Raw genomic sequence first — 15,475 nt, 5'->3', positions numbered from 1 at the left:
TCTTAGAGTGACCACCCTCTATACCGGAGCTCCGCTGCTTCACGTCTCAGACACGCCCTTGACGAACCACCGAACCACCTAACTGAACGGCGTTGGAACTAGACGACGGGTTCCGGCAGGTCGGCACCGGACCCGCCGCGGTGCGCCTCGAAGCGTTCTGGCCTGGGATCGGTCTCGGCCCGTACCGGCCGTACGACAGGCAGCAGCGGACCTTCGCCCACTTCCAGGCGTACCCGCTGCACACGCTGCCGAGCCTGGACGAGGCGTCGTTCACCGGCGACTTCTCCTGGTTCGGCGACGTCGGCGACCCCTTGGACTACCGCACCGCGGTGACCGACCCGATCGCGGCGGACCTGGCCGCGGACGGGCTGACGCTGCCGGCGGACTTCGTCGCGCTCATCACCCGCGCGAACCTGCACCGCCGCCTGGACCGCGAAGGGCACCACGCCTGCTGGACCGACGTGACCGGGCCGCTGCCGAGCCCCGTGCATCCGGATGACCGGATGGTCCTGGTCTTCCGTGACCAGCAGAGCTGCATCGTGTGGTACCTGTACCTGCACCGCGACGGCGGCAGCTGCGTGGTGTGCTCCGCCAGCGACTTCACCTATGAACCTGGCTGCGCTACGGACCCGACGGCAGCCCCGCGGCGCCGCGCCGCGACACCGTGTACTGGTGCGGGCCGACCGTGGAGCTGTTCGCCTACCGGTTCCTGATCGAGGCGCGGCTCGCTACCGCGATCGACGAGCAGCTCCGCGCCGGTGATCTCGACCCGGAGGTTCTCGCGTACCTCGCCCACTACGTCCCCGGGCAGGCCGTCACGCGCTGATCGTCAGCCGGGGGCGAGGACGCAGAACTCGTTGCCTTCCGGGTCGGTGAGGACGACCCACGAGACATCGCCCTGCCCGACGTCCGCGGGAGAGGCGCCCAGCGCCAGCAGGCGGGCCACCTCCGCCTGCTGGGTGTCGCCGCGGCCCGGCACGACGTCGAGGTGCGCCCGGTGCCGTACGCCTGGAACGTGGGGTGTGCGAGCGAACTCCAGGAACGGTCCGGTGCCCTTCACCGATCGCAGCAGCGCATGGTCGCCGGTCGTCTCGTGCACGGTCCAGCCCGTCGCCTCGCCCCAGAAGCGCGCCATCACCTGCGGGTCGGCGCAGTCGACGACGACCGCGCCGATCGGCCCGGTGCCCCGGTACGGCTCCCGGGGCCGCAGGACGCAGAACACGTTGCCTTCCGGGTCGGCCAGCACCGTCCGCCCGCCGTCGTCCTGCTCCTGGCCGGCGGGCGTCGCACCGATTTCCTGCAGACGTGCGACCAGTTGCAGGTAATGCGCGTCGGAGGTGGTGGCGAGTTCCAGGTGCGCGCGGTAGTGCACCGTCGACGGGTCCGGGACGGCGATGGCGTCGACGCAGACGGGCGCGTCGGGGTCGGTCCAGTCGAAGCCTTCGGGTGCGGCGCTGGTCGCGCCGTGCCCGCCGCGGGCGACCCAGCCGAGCGCCGCCGCCCAGAACCGTCCGAGCGCCGCGTCGTCGCGGGCTTTGAGGTTCACCTGGACCAGTCGCAGCGCCACGCCGCCCACCCTATGCGAGCGCGGAGCCGGGCATACGGACCAGGCCGCCCGGCGCGACGTGGACCTGCCGTGTCGCGGCCGAGGCCCCTGCCCGCGAGCGCCACCGCCGGTCGTGGGTGACGGTGAGCACGGCGCCGGGATAGTCACGCAACGCGTCCTCCAGCTGTTCGAGGAGTTCGGGGGCGAGGTGGTTGGTGGGCTCGTCGAGCAGGAGCACGTCGCTGGGGCGGGCGACGGCGACCGCGACCTCGAGACGCCGGCGCTGCCCGACCGACAGCTGCGCCACCTGCCGGTGCAGGTCGTCGGGGTGGAACAGGCCGAGCCGCAGCAGCGTGTCGGCGGCGACGTCCCGGTAGGCGCCGACGGCGGCGGCGAACGCGTCGAGGAGCGTCGCGCGTGTACCGGTCGTGACGTCCTGCCGCAGCCAGGCGACGCGAATACCGGGTCGCCGCCAGACGGTCCCATGCTGGGGTGCGAGCTCGCCCGCCAGGACGTTCAGCAGCGTCGTCTTCCCGGCACCGTTGGGTCCGGAGATCAGCAGCCGGTCGCCGGGCGCCACCGCAAGCGCGTCCAGCCGCAGCCTCGGCCCGCCGTCGTCCAGGCGGACGCCTTCCGCCCGGATCAGCACGGCGTTCTCGTCGGTGGCGCCGGCGGCCGGGTCGGTGAAGACGGGTGTGAACCGGAGCGGGTCGGCGGGTCGCGGTGCGGGGTCGGCGTGCAGCCGCGCGACCCGTTCCTTCGCCATCCGGATGCGTCCCATCGCGCCGTGGTCCCGGCCGCGGGCCCGGAACGCGCCGTGGCCGAAGACCGCACGTTCCGCCTTCCGTGGTATCGCGTCGAGCCGGAACGCGTTGGCGGCGACGATTTCCTGCTGACGGGCGAGGTCCTGCCGCCATGCCTCGTACTCGTCGAGGAGCCGGCGTCGTTCGCTCGCGCGCGCGATGAGGTATCCGGTGTAGCCGTCGCCGTATCGGCGCAGCGCGCCGTCTTCGACGTGCACGATGTCGGTCGCGAGACGGTCCAGCAGCGCACGGTCGTGGGTGACGACCACCAGCGCGCCGCGGTGCGCGTCCAGGAGGTCCTCCAGCCACGCGATGCCGGCGTCGTCGAGGTCGTTGGTCGGCTCGTCGAGCAGCAGCAGCTCCGCCTCGGACGCCAGCGCGGCGGCGAGCGCGAGCCGGGCCCGTTCGCCGCCCGAGAGCGTGTGCACGGGCCGGGACCGGTCGAGGCCGCCGAGCCCCAGCCGGTCGAGGCCCGCGTCCACCCGCTGGTCGAGCCGATACCCGTCGCGGGCCTCGAACCGGTCGACGGCGGCGCTGAGCTGCGCGAGCAGTCCGCCCCGCTGGTCGGGGCCGGCGGCCGCCAGCCGTTCGGCGGCCCGCTGGGTCTCGGCCTCGAGTGCGCGGATGTCGCCGAGCAGGTCGTCGAGCGCTTCCGCGACGGTCGCGCCCGGCCGGAACCGGGGTTGCTGTTCGGCGAACGCGACACCGCCGGGCAGTTCGACCGCCCGCTCACCGGCGGTCAGCTCCACGGTCCCGGCGAGCACGCGCAGCAGCGTCGACTTGCCGGCGCCGTTGTCACCGATCACGGCGATCCGCTCGGCCGGGCCGACCACGAGGTCGATCCCGGCCAGGACGACCCGTTCGGCGAACCGGACGGTCCCCCCGCGGATCACGCACACCCGGTGCGGGCGTGGTGCCGCCGGCTGCGTCCGGTACAGGGAACTTGGGGAACGGGTCACGGGAACTCCTCCCCGCGACACGCAGGTGACCAAGACCTGCCGTCGCGGAACACGTGCCGCTGTCGGGCACATGGATGGACGGGGACCTCGCGCGGCCGGCGCAGTGGCCGGCGAGCGCGCCAGGGACTCACCGCGGAGAAAGCCTCAACGCGGTGTCCCGTCCTAGAGGAACAGTGAACCCATGACGACCAGGCTACCCAGCGAGCCCCAGCCACGCCCGCGAATTTCCCCGGCGTGGTTCGGGGCTGCTTGCCGCGTGCTGCGCTGGCCCGTCAGGAGCTTGCCGAGGAGGCCGGCCTGCGGGCTGCGTCCCTCACGCATCTGGGCCACCTGTTCGAGGCTTATGGCTTCTCGACCCAGGGCTTCGACGTCTATCTCGCGGAAGGGCTCGCCGAGGGTGAGCCCGACCGGGAGGCAAGTGAGCAGGACATGATCCATCGAGCGTTCACCGATCAGGAGATCGCCGGGATGATCCGCTCGGGACAGATCGTGGATGCGCCGTCGCTCGCGGCGCTGACGCTCTTCCAGCTCCAACTGTCGTCCGGCAACTCCTCTGCTTCATAGCCACGCTCGTGCCTGCCGCTTGCGGGACGAAGCTCGATCTTCGCGTCTGGGACGCGGAACAGCGGCGGCCTGTTCGTAATCACTGATGCGCAGCGCCGGCGGCCGAGGCACCGTCATCGCAGCGTGCACCGCCGCCCGCTCTCGGTGCAGCAGTCATCAAGGTGCCTCGCCTCAAAACTGGCAGACGAATTTCCCGCAGGCGGGGCTGGCGCAGCAACCACCGCCGGTGTCCGTCCATCGACGGCCGCGCGCACATAACGGTGATTATGGTGTACGGCGCCAGCGACTAATTATCGAATTATCGGTAACAACAATTCGGTAATCCGGCGAGTTGCGAGCGGAGAAGTTCTGGACTACCCCTACGCTCATCGGTGTACGAACGCAGCGCGGTGAGACCGGGGAGGGTCGCGTGAGCAGAGCGGTGCAGGAACCAGTCAGCGACATGGGGAACGTGACGCTGGACGAGCAGGCGCTCGACGCCGAAGAACGGCCCTGCGCGCACTGTCACCGGCCGGTGCCGCAACGCAACTCGGTCGGCCGGCCGTTCCGGTACTGCCGCGACAACGACAACGCGTGCCAGAAAGCGGCCCGCAACGCCCGGCTGCGGCACCGGTCCTCCCCCGGCCTGAGCGGGCAGGTCGCGCGGGCGTTCGAGGTCGCCGAACGCCTCGACCAGGTCGTGGAGGCGCTCGTGGACGCCCTGCACGCCGAGGTGTCCCCGACCGGTGTGGAACGGCAGATCGCCCAGGCCAGAGCCGACGCCGCCGCGACGGTCCTGACCGCGCACGCCGAGCGCGACGACGCCCGCGCCGCCGCCCAGCACGCCCAGGCGGCCGCCACCACCGCCGCCCAGCACGCGAAAACGGTCCAGGACCAGGCCGACGCCGCCGTCAGCGCCGCGCACGCCGAGCGTGACGCCGCCCGTACCGACGCCGAAAACGCCAGACGGGAGGCCGCCGCCGCCAGGAGCGCCGCCGAACAGGCCGCGGCAGCGGCCCGCGCCGCCGCCGAGGAGGCCAGGGTGCAGGTCGCGGAGGCCAACGCCGCCGCGGCGCGGCAGGTCGAGGCCGCGGAACGGGTCGCCCGCGACGCCGACGCCGCGGCCTCGGTCGCCGCCGTCGAACGTGACACCGCCCGCCGGGAAGCGGCGACCGAGGCGGCGCTGCGCGCGGAGGCGTACCGGGAACGGGACGCGGCCCGCGCCGCCGCCGCGACCGCCGTCCGGGACCGGGAAGCCCTCGAACGGACCCTCGACAGCCGCGCCGAGGAGACCACCCGGCTACGGCGGCGCCTCGACGCGGCACACGAACGCGCCGAACGGCTGCAGGAGGAAACCACCGCCTCGCAGGGTGAGATCCGCCGGCTCGAGGGTGAACTGGACCGGGCGAGGGACCGCGCCGAAGACCTCCGCGGACAGCTCACCCGGGCCGTGGAACGCGAGGTCACCGCCCAGAAACAGCTGGAGGCGCAGCTGGCGACGCTCAGCGGCGCGCTGGCGCAACTGACCGGTTCCCGTCAACCGGTGACGGCACCTGCCGAAACTACGGGTGGTGAGACGCGCCACGGTGACGCCAAACTGGTCGATCATTGAAACCCAACGTAAAATAACCGTACCGACCCGGCGACTGGACTACCGCCAGACCCGGAAGGTCGTGTAATCTGCCCGCCCGCAGTGGGAATCGTCAGACCACCTGGTGTCGTTGGTTACAACGAAGCGCAACACGATTCGAAGGGGAAGACCGACCATGGGCGAGCGCATGCTGCGCGGCAGCCGTCTCGGAGCCGTCAGCTACGAGTCCGACCGCAACACCGAGCTGGCTCCGCGTCAGACCCGAGAATACCTGTGCGCCAAGGGGCACCAGTTCGAGGTGCCGTTCGCCGTCGACGCTGAGGTCCCAATGACCTGGGAGTGCAAGTTCGACGGCAGTGTCGCCCGGCTCGTCGACGGCAACGAGCCGGAGGCGAAGAAGGCGAAGCCGCCGCGGACCCACTGGGACATGCTGCTGGAGCGGCGCTCGATCGCGGAGCTCGAGGACATCCTCAACGAGCGTCTCGAAGAGGTCCGCCACCGCCGCGGCCGTTCCGCGTAAGCGACAGCGGCATCAGCACACCGGACAGCACGCACGCCCCGGCGGTCGACGACCGCCGGGGCGCTCTGCGTGCGGACTGCGCGAACTGTTTCGGGCTGTGCTGCGTCGCGCCGGCGTTCGCCAGGTCCGCGGACTTCGCGATCGACAAACCCGCCGGGCACGCCTGCCCCAACCTCGCTGCCACGTTCGGCTGCGGCATCCACACCGACCTGCGGCAGCGCGGGTTCGCCGGCTGCACCGTCTACGACTGCTTCGGCGCCGGGCAGAAGGTCGCGCAGGTGACGTTCGCCGGCCGTGACTGGCGGCAGGACCCGGGGTCCGCGCCGCTCATGTTCGACGTGTTCGCGACCATGCGCCACCTGCATGAGCTGCTGTGGTACCTGTCGGAGGCGCGGGACCTGCCCGCCGCCGCGCCCGTGCACGCCGACCTCGACACCGCCCTCACCACGATCCGCCGGCTCACGGACCTGCCGGCCGCCGACCTCGCCGCCGTCGACGTCGACGCCCACCGGACCCGGGTGGTGCCGTTGCTGCGCCGGGCCGGCGAGCTCGCCAGGGCGGAGCATCAGCGTGGGCGGCAGCCGTTCCAGGGCCGGCACCTCGTCGGCAAGGACCTGCGCCGCACCGACCTGCGCGGCGCGGACCTGCGTGGTGCCGTCGCCGTCGGCGCCGACCTCCGCGGCGCGGATCTGAGCGGCGCCGACGTGACCGGCGCGGATCTGCGTGGCGCCGACCTGCGCGGCGCGGACCTGCGACGGGCGCTGTTCCTGATCCAGTCGCAGCTGGACGCCGCCCGCGGTGACGCCACGACCCGGCTCCCGGCGGCCCTCACCCGTCCGGGGCACTGGACGGAGCCGCCGACGCGTCCCCGGGCGGGCCGGCAGGCAGGTCCGCGGTCAGGGCGTCGCTGACCGTTGCATAGACCGGGATCCGGCCGGTGAGCCCGACCGTGTCCAGCAACCTCGCCAGGAACGGCGACGGCGCCGCCAACCGCAGGTGACCACCCTCGGCGACGCACCGGTTGTGGCTGTACGCGAACGTGCCGAGCCCGACCGAGTCGCAGAAGTCGACGTCGCCGAGGTCCACCACGATCCGGAACCTGCCGCGGTCCAGCGCCCCGTGCATCGCCTCACGCAGCTGCGGGGCGGAATCGATGTCCAGAGCCCCGCGCAGCGTCACGAGCACGACACCACCGGCACAGTCCGTCACTGCAACATCCATGATTCGATCCTGCACCGGAACGCCCCGGCGCGCAGGACAGCGAGTGCGTCACCCGTCACACCCCGCCGACACCCGGTTGCTGTCCGGCCTGGTACTGCCGCGGCGGGCCCGGCCGGGTACCGTCACCCGGTGCTCGCCCGGCTCCTCACCGCCGCGGTCCTGGCGCGGACCGCCGAGGCGGGCGCCACGGTCGTGCTGCTCCTCGCGTCCGTCCAGCACTTCGGCGGCCCGGCGACCGGCGCGTCGGTCCTCGCGGCGCTGCTGGTCCCGCACGTCGTCGCCGGCCCGGTCGTCGGTCTCGTCACCGACCGGGCCCGCCGGCCGCGGCTCGTGCACGCGGGGTTCGCGGCGGTGTTCGGCCTGGCCCTCGGCGGTGTGCTGCTGCTCACGGGCGTGGCGCCGCTGCCGGTCGTCCTCGCGTTGGCCGTCGTCGCCGGCACGTGCGGCCCGATGATCTTCGGCGGGCTGTCGAGTCGCGTCGATGACGTTGTACCGGCACCGCGCCGCTCGCACGCCCGGGGCCTGGACGCGGCGACGTACAACGTGGCGGAGATCGCGGGCCCGGCGGCGGGCGCGCTGCTGGTGGCGGCGTTCGGTGTCCCGGTCGCCGCGGTGACCCTGTCGGCGGCGTGCCTGCTCGCGGCGGGCGCGCTGCTGACCGTCGCCCCGGCCGCCGCGCTCACCGTGCCCGGAGCGACGGAGGTCGCCGCCACGGTGCACGCGGCACCGGTCGGTGCGGATGCGGACGGTCCCGAGCAGGGTGACGCCGGTCCTGACCGCGTGCGCTCCGGTGCGGGGAAGCCGGGGCTCCGGGACGGGTTGGCGGCGATGGTACGCAGCCGCCCGCTGCTCGCGGTGACGGCGGCGACCGCGGTCGCCTCCTACGCGGCGGGGATGATCACGCCGGTGGCGGTGGTGCTCGGGGTGGCGGCCGGGCGGCCGGCCGGTGGTGGATTGCTGGTAACGGCATTAGGGGTCGGGGCGTTGTGCGGGTCGCTGCTGGTGGCGCGGTTCCCGGCGCGGGTGCCGGCGCACCGGGTGGTGCTGGTGTGCCTCGTCGCGGTCGGGTTGGCGCTCGCCTGCGCGGCGGTCGGCGTGGCGGCCGGGGCGCCGTGGGCGGTGCTGGTCGGGGTGTTCGCGGTGACGGGTGTGCTCGACGGGCCGCTGCTGTCGTCGGTGCTGGAGGTCCGGTCGCGGGAGGCGCCGCCGGGGACCCGGACGCAGGTGTTCACGCTGGGAGCGGGGATCAAGCTGACCGCGGCGTCGGCGGGTGCCGCGACGTTCACGCTGCTGGCCGGCGCGCCGCCGGCGGTGCTGGTCGGGGTGCTGTCCGCGGGGCATGTGGCGGCCGCGGCGCTCGGCGTGGTGCTGCTGCGGACCCGCCGTGCCACCGCTGCCCGACCGCGGTAGCCCCTGAAACGCCGCCATGGCCCGCGATGGAGGAGCTGTCGGTCCCGCTCGTCGAGCACCACTGAGCTGCCGGTAGAGCGCCCCGTACCGGGGGAACCACTCGGCGTGGCTCTGTGCGGCCTCAAAGCGGTTCACCGTGTACAGGTCTTCGGCGTCATGTGTGAGGTCCGCGAACATGGGGACGCGGCGCACGGGGAACCCGGCGTCCGACAGGGCCGCCACCTGCGCTTCGAATGCCGCACGGGCCTCCCGTCCGGCCTGCTCCAGGTAGGGCCCGTCGGGCACGCCGAGCACTGGGCGCTGCACCTCGGCGTCCCGCACCGGTTGCCAGCCGTCGCACAGCACGGCCGCGGCGATCGCCGCCGCGGCGGTCGTCGCGGCGAAGACCCCGATGGTGTCGAGGGTCGGCGCGTTGGCGATCACGCCGTCGACGGGGATCCGGCGGGCGGTCGGCTTGAACCCCACGACGCCGCAGTACGCCGCTGGACGGATCGTCGACCCGACCCTCTGGGTGCCGATGGCCAGCGGCACCATGCTCGCTGCGACAGCTGCCGCCGACCCGCTGCTGGAGCCGCCGGGCGTGTGGTCGTGGGCGTGTGGATTGCGTGTCGGGCCCGGCGCGGTCATGGCGAACTCCGCCGTCACGGTCTTTCCCGCGATCAGGGCTCCGGCGTTCCGCAGCCGGTCCACGGCTCCTGCCTGTCTGCCCTCGAACACCTCCGGGGGCAGCGCGGAGCCGCCTCGCGTGGGCAGTCCGTCCACGCGCACGATGTCCTTCACCGCTACCGGGACGCCGAACAACGGCGGCCGCGCGGACGGCGAACCGCTCGCCTCGTACGTTGTCGTTCGCACGCGGTCAGACTGTCAGAGCTGGGGCCGCACGCCGCCCGAGCGGCGGGGGCGGAAACGCCGGCGGGCGGCGCCCCGGGTGATGGGGTGCCGCCCGCCGTGTTGTGCCGCCTGGGTCAGCGGTGGTGGTGCCGGCCGCCGTAGACGTGGGCGACGAGCAGGTACTTGCCGTTGGAGCCGACCCGGTAGCAGTCGCTGTCGTCCCAGCGGTCGCGGACCTCGCCGATCCAGCCCGCGAAGTTGCAGGCCTTCTTGTTCGGGTAGGTCTTCACGGCCCAGGAGCGGACCCACCGGTTGTCGCGGCGGTGGCCGTCCCAGTTGCCGTTCCAGCTGCCGTTGTTGTTGCCGTTGCCCCAGCCGCCGGGCCCGTGGTGGTTGCCGTTGTTGTTCCCGCCGGGGCCGTTGTTGCCGCCCGGGTGGTTGTTCCCGCCCTGGTTGTTGCCGCCGCCGTTGTTGCCGCCGGGCCCACCGCCGGGGCCGGGCTGGACGGCGGTGGTGTTGCTGTCGGCGGACGGTGCGGCCGAAGCGGCGGTGGCGCCCATGCCGAGGACCGCACCGGCGGCCAACGTCATGCCCGCCAGGGCCAGGAACCGTTGTGTGGCGTTGCGCATCTCTGACTCCCCCTCATGTCGTGATGACGCGGTAACACTATGTAGTTGAAAGCCGCAAAATGCGCAAAACGCGTCAGCCTTTCAGCCAAAGACTGGACGACTTTAGGGCAGCCCGTGACGCCCGCCGGCGTGCCTCGTTAACCGGACGAACCAGTACAAGAGCGACACGCGGGAAGCGGAAGTCCTACGTGAGCGGGAGCTCCAGGACGGCCCCGCCGGCGGTGAACGGGTCCCGGCCGGTGACGGTGAACCCGGCCCGGGCATACGTGCGCAGCGCCGCGGTGTTCCCGCCGGCGACCTCCAGCTCGACCCGGCAGGTGCCCTGCCCGCGCGCCCATCCGGTGACGGCGGCGACGAGCCGCCCGGCGGCCCCGAGCCCCCGCGCGGCGGGGCACACCCACATGCTGATCAGGTGCGTGACGTCCGGCGCGCCGGGTGTGATCCACCCGCACGCGATCCCGACGGGGTCGGGGCCGTCGAACGCCGCGAAGTAGCTGCCGTGCCGTGGCCAGTCCCGCCATTCGGCCTCGGACCGGGCCGCTTCCCGCAGGTGGCTGCTGGCGAACGCGTCCGGGCTGTCCAGCAGCGCCGCGAGCCGCAGCTGCCGCTTCAGCTGCCAGTCGTCGCCGGTGAGCTGCCGGGTGTCGAAGCGGCGGGGCATCCCTGGACCATGCCAATTCGCCCGCCGCGACACAACTGGGATTTTTACCGTGCCGCGCGGTCGGTGTCGAGTTGCTCGACGACGGGCCGGACGACGTCGTCGAGGTGCCGGACGAGGACGGCGACGGCCCGTTCGGCGGCGGCGTCGATGTGCCGGTTCTCCGTCGGGACCGGCAGCCCGTCCAGCGGCAGCGGCGTCTCCAGCAGCAGGGTGCCGCGTAGGTGCGGGTGCCGGGACAGGTCCTGCGCGGACGGCTGCACGAACTGCCCGAACAGTTCCGGCCAGCCGCGCCACCCGCGGTCCCGCCACCACGTCCGGGACACGGTCAGCGGCGCCGGCAGCGGCGACACCAGCTCGACCCGGGCGGTGAGCCCTCCGTCGAACGGGTTCCGCACGCACATCGCGGACAGGACCCGCCGGTGCCATCGCACGTACCCGGGGTCCAGCAGCGGCGGGGTGGCGACGGCCCAGGCGGCGCACGCGAACCCGACGGGGGCGATGTCGCCGATGGTGTCGGCGAAGTCGGCGGCCCGGTCCCGGACGGCGGTGAGGTACCGGTCCCGGTCGCGGTCGAGCCAGAACGTCTTCACGTAGCCGACGGTAGCCCGTCCGCGTCCGGCCCGTGCCCCGACTGAGCACGTCTCGGATAGGACCCGGACGTTCAGCGGGACCCGAGGACGGCGGCGGCGACAGCCCGGCGCAGCGCCGGCGTGCACAGCAGGTCGGCGTTGTCGACGTACTGGTCGATCCCGCCGACGGGTGGCAGCTTCCGCAGCGCCGGGTCGCTGATCGCGTCGTGGAGCGCGGCCGCGTACCGTCCGGCGTCGATCACGTCGTACGGCCGGCTGGGCGATGTGGGTCCACTGCGCGGCGAGCACGTACCGCCACACGTCATCCGGATACCACGCCACCCGGTTCCGCAGCGCTGTGAGCGTGCCCTGGTCGTCGTGGTAGACGGCACCGCCGACGGTTTCGGCGAACACCTGACACAACTGCACCCCCGGCAGGAACTCGGGGGTCACAGGACGACGGCGGGGTGCCGGGGGTCGTCGGCGCGGACGACGACGTCAGCGTATTCGTGTGGCATGGCTTCGTCGTTGTACCGCTGGAACGCCGGCAGCGTCCACTGCAATTCCGGTGGGGTGCGGCGGGCGATCGCGGCCGCGGTCTGCGTCAGGTGGACGGTGACGTCGAAGTCGAGGCCGGCGCCGAGCAGCATCGTGCCGGACACGACGACGACCGTCCCGGCCGGCAGGTCCAGGTACGGGGCGCGGGTCGCCCGGTCCGTGACGGGGTCCCACAGCGACGGCAGCACCCGCCCGGTCCCGCCGGGCGCGGCGGGGGTGAGGACTTCCCGGGTGATGGCTCGCAGGTCGAGCCAGTCCTCGTAGTACGCGTCCGGGTTCGTCCTGCCCCGTTCGAGGCGCAGCGACGCCTGCCGCAGGAACCCGCCGGCGGGGACGTGGACGGCGTGCCCGCCGTCGCCGTGGACGGCGTCGACGATCCGCCCTGCGAGCACCTCCGGCGCGGCGGTGGGCGCGCCGTCGACCGCGACCCGGGTCGCGCCGGCACGGACGATCCGCGCGGCGATGTCGGACGCGAGCCCTCCGACGGTGACCGGCCGCGCCTTCACCGGACCCGCCCGGGGCAACCGCGGACGGCGGTCACGGCGTGTGGTGACGGTGCTGCGGGTCGATCACGTCACCTTCGATGACCTCACCCTGCAGCACCTCCCCGCCACCCGGCTGGGTCGGGACGGGGCCGTTGTCGGCGCGGGTCGCTTTCACGATCCTGGGCCCGAACAGGTCACCGGCCGCGGCGGCGGAGATCCGCGACTCGGTCGCTTGCCGGATCCGCCGGCCGGTGAACGTCCGGACCGGCGGGATCAGCAGCAGCAGCCCGACGGTGTCGGTGATGAACCCGGGGGCGAGCAGCAGCAGCGCCGCGGCGAGCCCGGCGACGCCGGTCCCGGCGTCACCGCCGGGTGGCCGGCCCTCGTTCACCGCGGTCCGCAGCCGCTGCCACGCCCGGACCCCTTCCCGTTTCAGCAGCACCCCACCGAGGATCGTGGTGGCGAGGCCGGCGAGGACCGCGACCCACCAGCCGATGGCGTGCGCGACCAGCACGAACACGACGATCTCGGCGATCACCAGCAGCAACGCTCCGGCGGCGGCGAACCCCAGCTTCCGCATGAACGCTCCTCAGCCGCCTTGCCGGGCGTCGGCGCGGGCGTCGCGGGGTCCGCCGCCGGCGACGCCGCGGCGCAGCGCCTGCCACCGGTGCGACGCCCCCCACACGGTGACCCGCCACAACGCTTCCCGGACGATGTTGGAGCTCATCTTCGAGTGCCCGCGCTGCCGTTCCGCGAACGTGATCGGGACCTCCTGGACCCGGAACCCGTTGCGGTGCGACCGCCACGCGAGGTCGACCTGGAAGCAGTACCCCTGCGACGCGATCGACCCGATGTCGATCTTGTCGAGGACGGGAACCCGGTAGGCGCGGTATCCGCCGGTCGCGTCCCGCAACGCCATCCCCAACGCCATCCGCACGTACAGGTTGCCGCTGCGGGAGATCAGGTGCCGGTGCCACGGCCACCCGACCGTCTTGCCGCCTTTCACGTACCGGGACCCGAGGACGACGTCCGCGTCCCGGAGCGCGTCCAGCAGCCGCGGCAGCTCCTCCGGCGCGTGGGAGCCGTCGGCGTCCATCTCCACGACGGCGTCATACCCGTGGTCGGTGCCCCACGCGAACCCCGCCAGGTACGCGGCGCCGAGCCCCTGCTTCCCCGGCCGGTGCAGCACGTGCACGCCCGGGTCGGCGGCGGCGAGCTCGTCGGCGATCCGGCCGGTCCCGTCGGGGCTGTTGTCGTCGGCGATCAGCACGTCGACGGCGGGGTTGGCGGTCCGGACCCGGTCCACGATCGGCCGGATGTTGTCGGCCTCGTTGTAGGTGGGGATGATGACGAGGACCCTACCGACCCCAGGGTATTCGTTCACGCGTCCTCCTCGGTCGGTGCTGCCGGGTGCTGACGGGTGCGTCTGCGGACGGCGGCGGCGGCCACCAACGCCCCGATACCCAGCATCACGATCACATATTCGGGTCCGGCGCCGACCGTGGTCGCGACGGTCCTGCCCGACCCGAGGTGCAGCTCCCGCAGGATGACGGCACCCTCGTTGAACCGGGTCTCGTCGCTGGTCCCGCCGGACGGGTCCGCGAACGCGGAGATCCCGACGGTTGACGCCATCAACGCGTCCCGGCCGTGCTCCACGGCCCGCAACCGGACCATGGCCAGCTGCTGCCGGGCCTCGGCCTCGTCGAACGTCGCGTTGTTCGTCTGCACGGCGAGCAGCTGCGCGCCGCCGGTGACGGTGTCACGGACGAGCCCGTCGTAGGCGACCTCGAAGCAGATGACGTCACCGACGACGGCGGGCCCGACCCGCAGGACGCCTGGCGTGTGGCCGGGCGTCATGTCGGAGACCCGGTCGACCTCTTTGCTCACCATCCGGGCGATGTCCCGCAGCGGCATCGTCTCCGCGAACGGCACCGGGTGCCGTTTCGTGTACCGGGCGGACACCCCACCCTGCCGCGGGTTCCCGGCAGCGTCGACGTCGGGCTCCCATACGAGCCCCGCGTTCTCGACCCCGACGGCCGGGTCGGTGAGGACGGCACCGACGAGGATCGGCACCCCGACGGCCCTCGCGGCGGTCGCGATCGCGGCGGCGGCGTCGGCGTTGCGCAGCGGGTCGATGTCCGATGAGTTCTCCGGCCACACGACCAGGTCGGGTCGCCGCGCCCCACCCTCGGTCACCTTCCGGCCGAGCTCGACGGTCGCCCGGACGTGGTTGTCGAGGACGGCGCGGCGTTGCTCGTTGAAGTCGAGGCCGAGCCGCGGCACGTTGCCCTGCACCACCGCCACGTACACGCCGGCACCCGTGGCCCGGTGGACCGGCACGAGCAACGCCCCGGCGACGACGACCGCGGCGGCGACCGGCCCGGCGGCTGGTTTCACCCACTCGAACCACCCGCGGGTGACAGTGTCCTCACCGGCGGCACCAGATGTACTGATGGTCTTGACGAACGGGACGGCGAGGAGGGCTCCGGTGACCGCGACCGCGAACGTGACCAGCGGCGCCCCGCCGACCGCGGCGAGCCGCAGCAGCGGCGACGTGTCCTGCGAGAACGCGAGCCGCCCCCACGGGAACCCGCCGAACGGGGCCCGGTCCCGCAACGCTTCCTGCGCCGTCCACAGCGCCGCGACCGCGCCCGCCCACACCCACGGCCGGGCCCGCAGCCCGCTGACCCATGCGGTCGCCGCGCCGAGCAGCCCGATGAACAGCGCCTGCAGCGTCGACAGCAGCAGCCACGGGACCATCCCGGTGTGCAGGTTCGTCCATTCCAGCAGCGGCGTGAAGAACAACGCGCCGGTGAGGGTCCCGAGCCCGAACCCGGCCCGCAGCCGCCGGCCGTGGACGGACACGGCGGCGAACGCGACCGCGACCGGCGCCGCCCACCACCACCCGTACGGCGGGAACGCGACGAGCATCACAGGCCCGGCGACCGCGGCGAGGAGGACCGCGGCCCACAACGGCAGGGTCCGGCCGGCGGGGGCGGGGCCCGGGCGGGCGGGGACACGCGCGGCGGGCGCCTCGTCGGAACCGTCCGCTGCGCTGCTGGTGCTGACCAACGTCACCTGCGCCAACTCTCCTGGCCGTCGTCACCCGCGCCCGCCGCCGCGGCGCGGGCGTGCAGGGCCGTCGCGGC

18 protein-coding genes and 2 pseudogenes are annotated in these 15,475 nt (G+C 73.3%); 7 read left to right on the top strand and 13 right to left on the bottom strand.

Features of this window, described 5'->3' with window-relative positions; translation table 11 throughout:
• Positions 1-92: 92 nt before the first annotated feature.
• A complete protein-coding gene (locus AB0I21_RS30770; protein WP_360566370.1) occupies positions 93-713 on the top strand; it encodes a hypothetical protein in 621 nt (206 codons plus the stop codon).
• Complete coding sequence (locus tag AB0I21_RS30765) at positions 686-826, top strand: hypothetical protein (RefSeq protein WP_360566369.1); 141 nt, start codon at positions 686-688, stop codon at positions 824-826. The genes AB0I21_RS30770 and AB0I21_RS30765 overlap by 28 nt, the downstream gene beginning before the upstream one ends.
• A 3-nt stretch (positions 827-829) precedes the next feature.
• Here the strand turns inward: AB0I21_RS30765 and AB0I21_RS30760 are convergent, their stop codons facing one another.
• Positions 830-1,567 carry a VOC family protein gene (locus AB0I21_RS30760; RefSeq protein WP_360566367.1) on the bottom strand — a complete coding sequence of 246 codons (738 nt, stop codon included), beginning with the start codon at positions 1,565-1,567 and terminating at the stop codon, positions 830-832.
• A 10-nt stretch (positions 1,568-1,577) separates the two neighbouring features.
• Positions 1,578-3,308 carry a ribosomal protection-like ABC-F family protein gene (abc-f, locus tag AB0I21_RS30755; protein ID WP_360566365.1) on the bottom strand — a complete coding sequence of 577 codons (1,731 nt, stop codon included), beginning with the start codon at positions 3,306-3,308 and terminating at the stop codon, positions 1,578-1,580.
• A 249-nt stretch (positions 3,309-3,557) separates the two neighbouring features.
• On the opposite strand from abc-f, the gene AB0I21_RS30750 reads away from it, so the two are divergent.
• The 4 genes from AB0I21_RS30750 to AB0I21_RS30735 all read left to right on the top strand — a co-directional run bounded on the left by AB0I21_RS30750 (position 3,558) and on the right by AB0I21_RS30735 (position 6,873).
• Positions 3,558-3,872 (top strand): hypothetical protein, encoded by a 315-nt coding sequence (locus tag AB0I21_RS30750; protein ID WP_360566364.1) that lies wholly within the window; start codon positions 3,558-3,560, stop codon positions 3,870-3,872.
• A 409-nt stretch (positions 3,873-4,281) separates the two neighbouring features.
• On the top strand, positions 4,282-5,463 hold the full coding sequence (locus AB0I21_RS30745; RefSeq protein ID WP_360566362.1) for a hypothetical protein: 1,182 nt from the start codon (positions 4,282-4,284) through the stop codon (positions 5,461-5,463).
• 154 nt (positions 5,464-5,617) lie between these two features.
• Positions 5,618-5,962 carry an RNA polymerase-binding protein RbpA gene (locus AB0I21_RS30740; RefSeq protein WP_033364323.1) on the top strand — a complete coding sequence of 115 codons (345 nt, stop codon included), beginning with the start codon at positions 5,618-5,620 and terminating at the stop codon, positions 5,960-5,962.
• A gap of 65 nt (positions 5,963-6,027) precedes the next feature.
• The gene (locus AB0I21_RS30735) at positions 6,028-6,873 is read left to right on the top strand and encodes a pentapeptide repeat-containing protein (RefSeq protein ID WP_360566381.1); all 846 of its coding nucleotides are present in this window, start codon (positions 6,028-6,030) and stop codon (positions 6,871-6,873) included.
• On the opposite strand, the gene AB0I21_RS30730 is transcribed toward AB0I21_RS30735, so the two are convergent.
• On the bottom strand, positions 6,791-7,183 hold the full coding sequence (locus AB0I21_RS30730; RefSeq protein WP_360566360.1) for an STAS domain-containing protein: 393 nt from the start codon (positions 7,181-7,183) through the stop codon (positions 6,791-6,793). The genes AB0I21_RS30735 and AB0I21_RS30730 overlap by 83 nt on opposite strands.
• 129 nt (positions 7,184-7,312) lie before the next feature.
• Between AB0I21_RS30730 and AB0I21_RS30725 the strand changes: the two genes are divergently transcribed.
• Positions 7,313-8,593, top strand: coding sequence for an MFS transporter (locus AB0I21_RS30725; protein WP_360566359.1), 1,281 nt, complete (start codon positions 7,313-7,315; stop codon positions 8,591-8,593).
• A gap of 123 nt (positions 8,594-8,716) precedes the next feature.
• On the opposite strand, the pseudogene AB0I21_RS30720 reads toward AB0I21_RS30725, so the two are convergent.
• The 10 genes and pseudogenes from AB0I21_RS30720 to lnt all read right to left on the bottom strand — a co-directional run.
• A pseudogene (locus AB0I21_RS30720) lies at positions 8,717-9,445 on the bottom strand (amidase); the annotation flags it as partial.
• Positions 9,446-9,558: 113 nt separating this feature from the next.
• Positions 9,559-10,053: a hypothetical protein gene (locus tag AB0I21_RS30715; RefSeq protein WP_360566357.1), complete on the bottom strand. Its 495-nt coding sequence runs from the start codon at positions 10,051-10,053 to the stop codon at positions 9,559-9,561.
• A gap of 184 nt (positions 10,054-10,237) precedes the next feature.
• Positions 10,238-10,714 (bottom strand): GNAT family N-acetyltransferase, encoded by a 477-nt coding sequence (locus AB0I21_RS30710; RefSeq protein ID WP_360566355.1) that lies wholly within the window; start codon positions 10,712-10,714, stop codon positions 10,238-10,240.
• 44 nt (positions 10,715-10,758) lie between these two features.
• Positions 10,759-11,304, bottom strand: a complete 546-nt coding sequence (locus AB0I21_RS30705; RefSeq protein WP_354890730.1) for a hypothetical protein — start codon at positions 11,302-11,304, stop codon at positions 10,759-10,761.
• Positions 11,305-11,375: 71 nt separating this feature from the next.
• Positions 11,376-11,546 carry a hypothetical protein gene (locus tag AB0I21_RS30700; RefSeq protein ID WP_360566383.1) on the bottom strand — a complete coding sequence of 57 codons (171 nt, stop codon included), beginning with the start codon at positions 11,544-11,546 and terminating at the stop codon, positions 11,376-11,378.
• A gap of 19 nt (positions 11,547-11,565) precedes the next feature.
• Positions 11,566-11,697: pseudogene (locus AB0I21_RS30695) on the bottom strand (DUF4037 domain-containing protein); the annotation flags it as partial.
• Positions 11,698-11,732: 35 nt separating this feature from the next.
• Complete coding sequence (locus tag AB0I21_RS30690; protein WP_360566354.1) at positions 11,733-12,347, bottom strand: uridine kinase; 615 nt, start codon at positions 12,345-12,347, stop codon at positions 11,733-11,735.
• Positions 12,348-12,378: 31 nt separating this feature from the next.
• A complete protein-coding gene (locus AB0I21_RS30685) occupies positions 12,379-12,906 on the bottom strand; it encodes an FxsA family protein (protein ID WP_360566353.1) in 528 nt (175 codons plus the stop codon).
• Between the two features lie 9 nt (positions 12,907-12,915).
• Positions 12,916-13,710, bottom strand: coding sequence for a polyprenol monophosphomannose synthase (locus tag AB0I21_RS30680; RefSeq protein WP_360566351.1), 795 nt, complete (start codon positions 13,708-13,710; stop codon positions 12,916-12,918).
• Positions 13,707-15,305: an apolipoprotein N-acyltransferase gene (gene lnt, locus AB0I21_RS30675; RefSeq protein ID WP_360566380.1), complete on the bottom strand. Its 1,599-nt coding sequence runs from the start codon at positions 15,303-15,305 to the stop codon at positions 13,707-13,709. Before lnt ends, AB0I21_RS30680 begins: the two co-directional genes overlap by 4 nt.
• Between the last annotated feature and the right edge of the window lie 170 nt (positions 15,306-15,475).

Source organism: Dactylosporangium sp. NPDC050588 (assembly GCF_040654975.1).
In the GTDB taxonomy this organism is placed as follows: Bacteria; Actinomycetota; Actinomycetes; order Mycobacteriales; family Micromonosporaceae; genus Dactylosporangium; species Dactylosporangium maewongense.
The sequence above is the reverse complement of the archived record's forward strand: the minus strand, read 5'-3'. Positions and strand labels throughout refer to the sequence as shown.

Excerpts from the sequence above, each read along its gene's own strand:
- AB0I21_RS30740 (WP_033364323.1), top strand. The coding sequence starts at position 5,618 with ATGGGCGAGCGCATGCTGCGCGGCAGCCGTCTCGGAGCCGTCAGCTAC.
- AB0I21_RS30730 (WP_360566360.1), bottom strand. The coding sequence starts at position 7,183 with ATGGATGTTGCAGTGACGGACTGTGCCGGTGGTGTCGTGCTCGTGACG.
- AB0I21_RS30715 (WP_360566357.1), bottom strand. The coding sequence starts at position 10,053 with ATGCGCAACGCCACACAACGGTTCCTGGCCCTGGCGGGCATGACGTTG.
- AB0I21_RS30710 (WP_360566355.1), bottom strand. The coding sequence starts at position 10,714 with ATGCCCCGCCGCTTCGACACCCGGCAGCTCACCGGCGACGACTGGCAG.
- AB0I21_RS30685 (WP_360566353.1), bottom strand. The coding sequence starts at position 12,906 with ATGCGGAAGCTGGGGTTCGCCGCCGCCGGAGCGTTGCTGCTGGTGATC.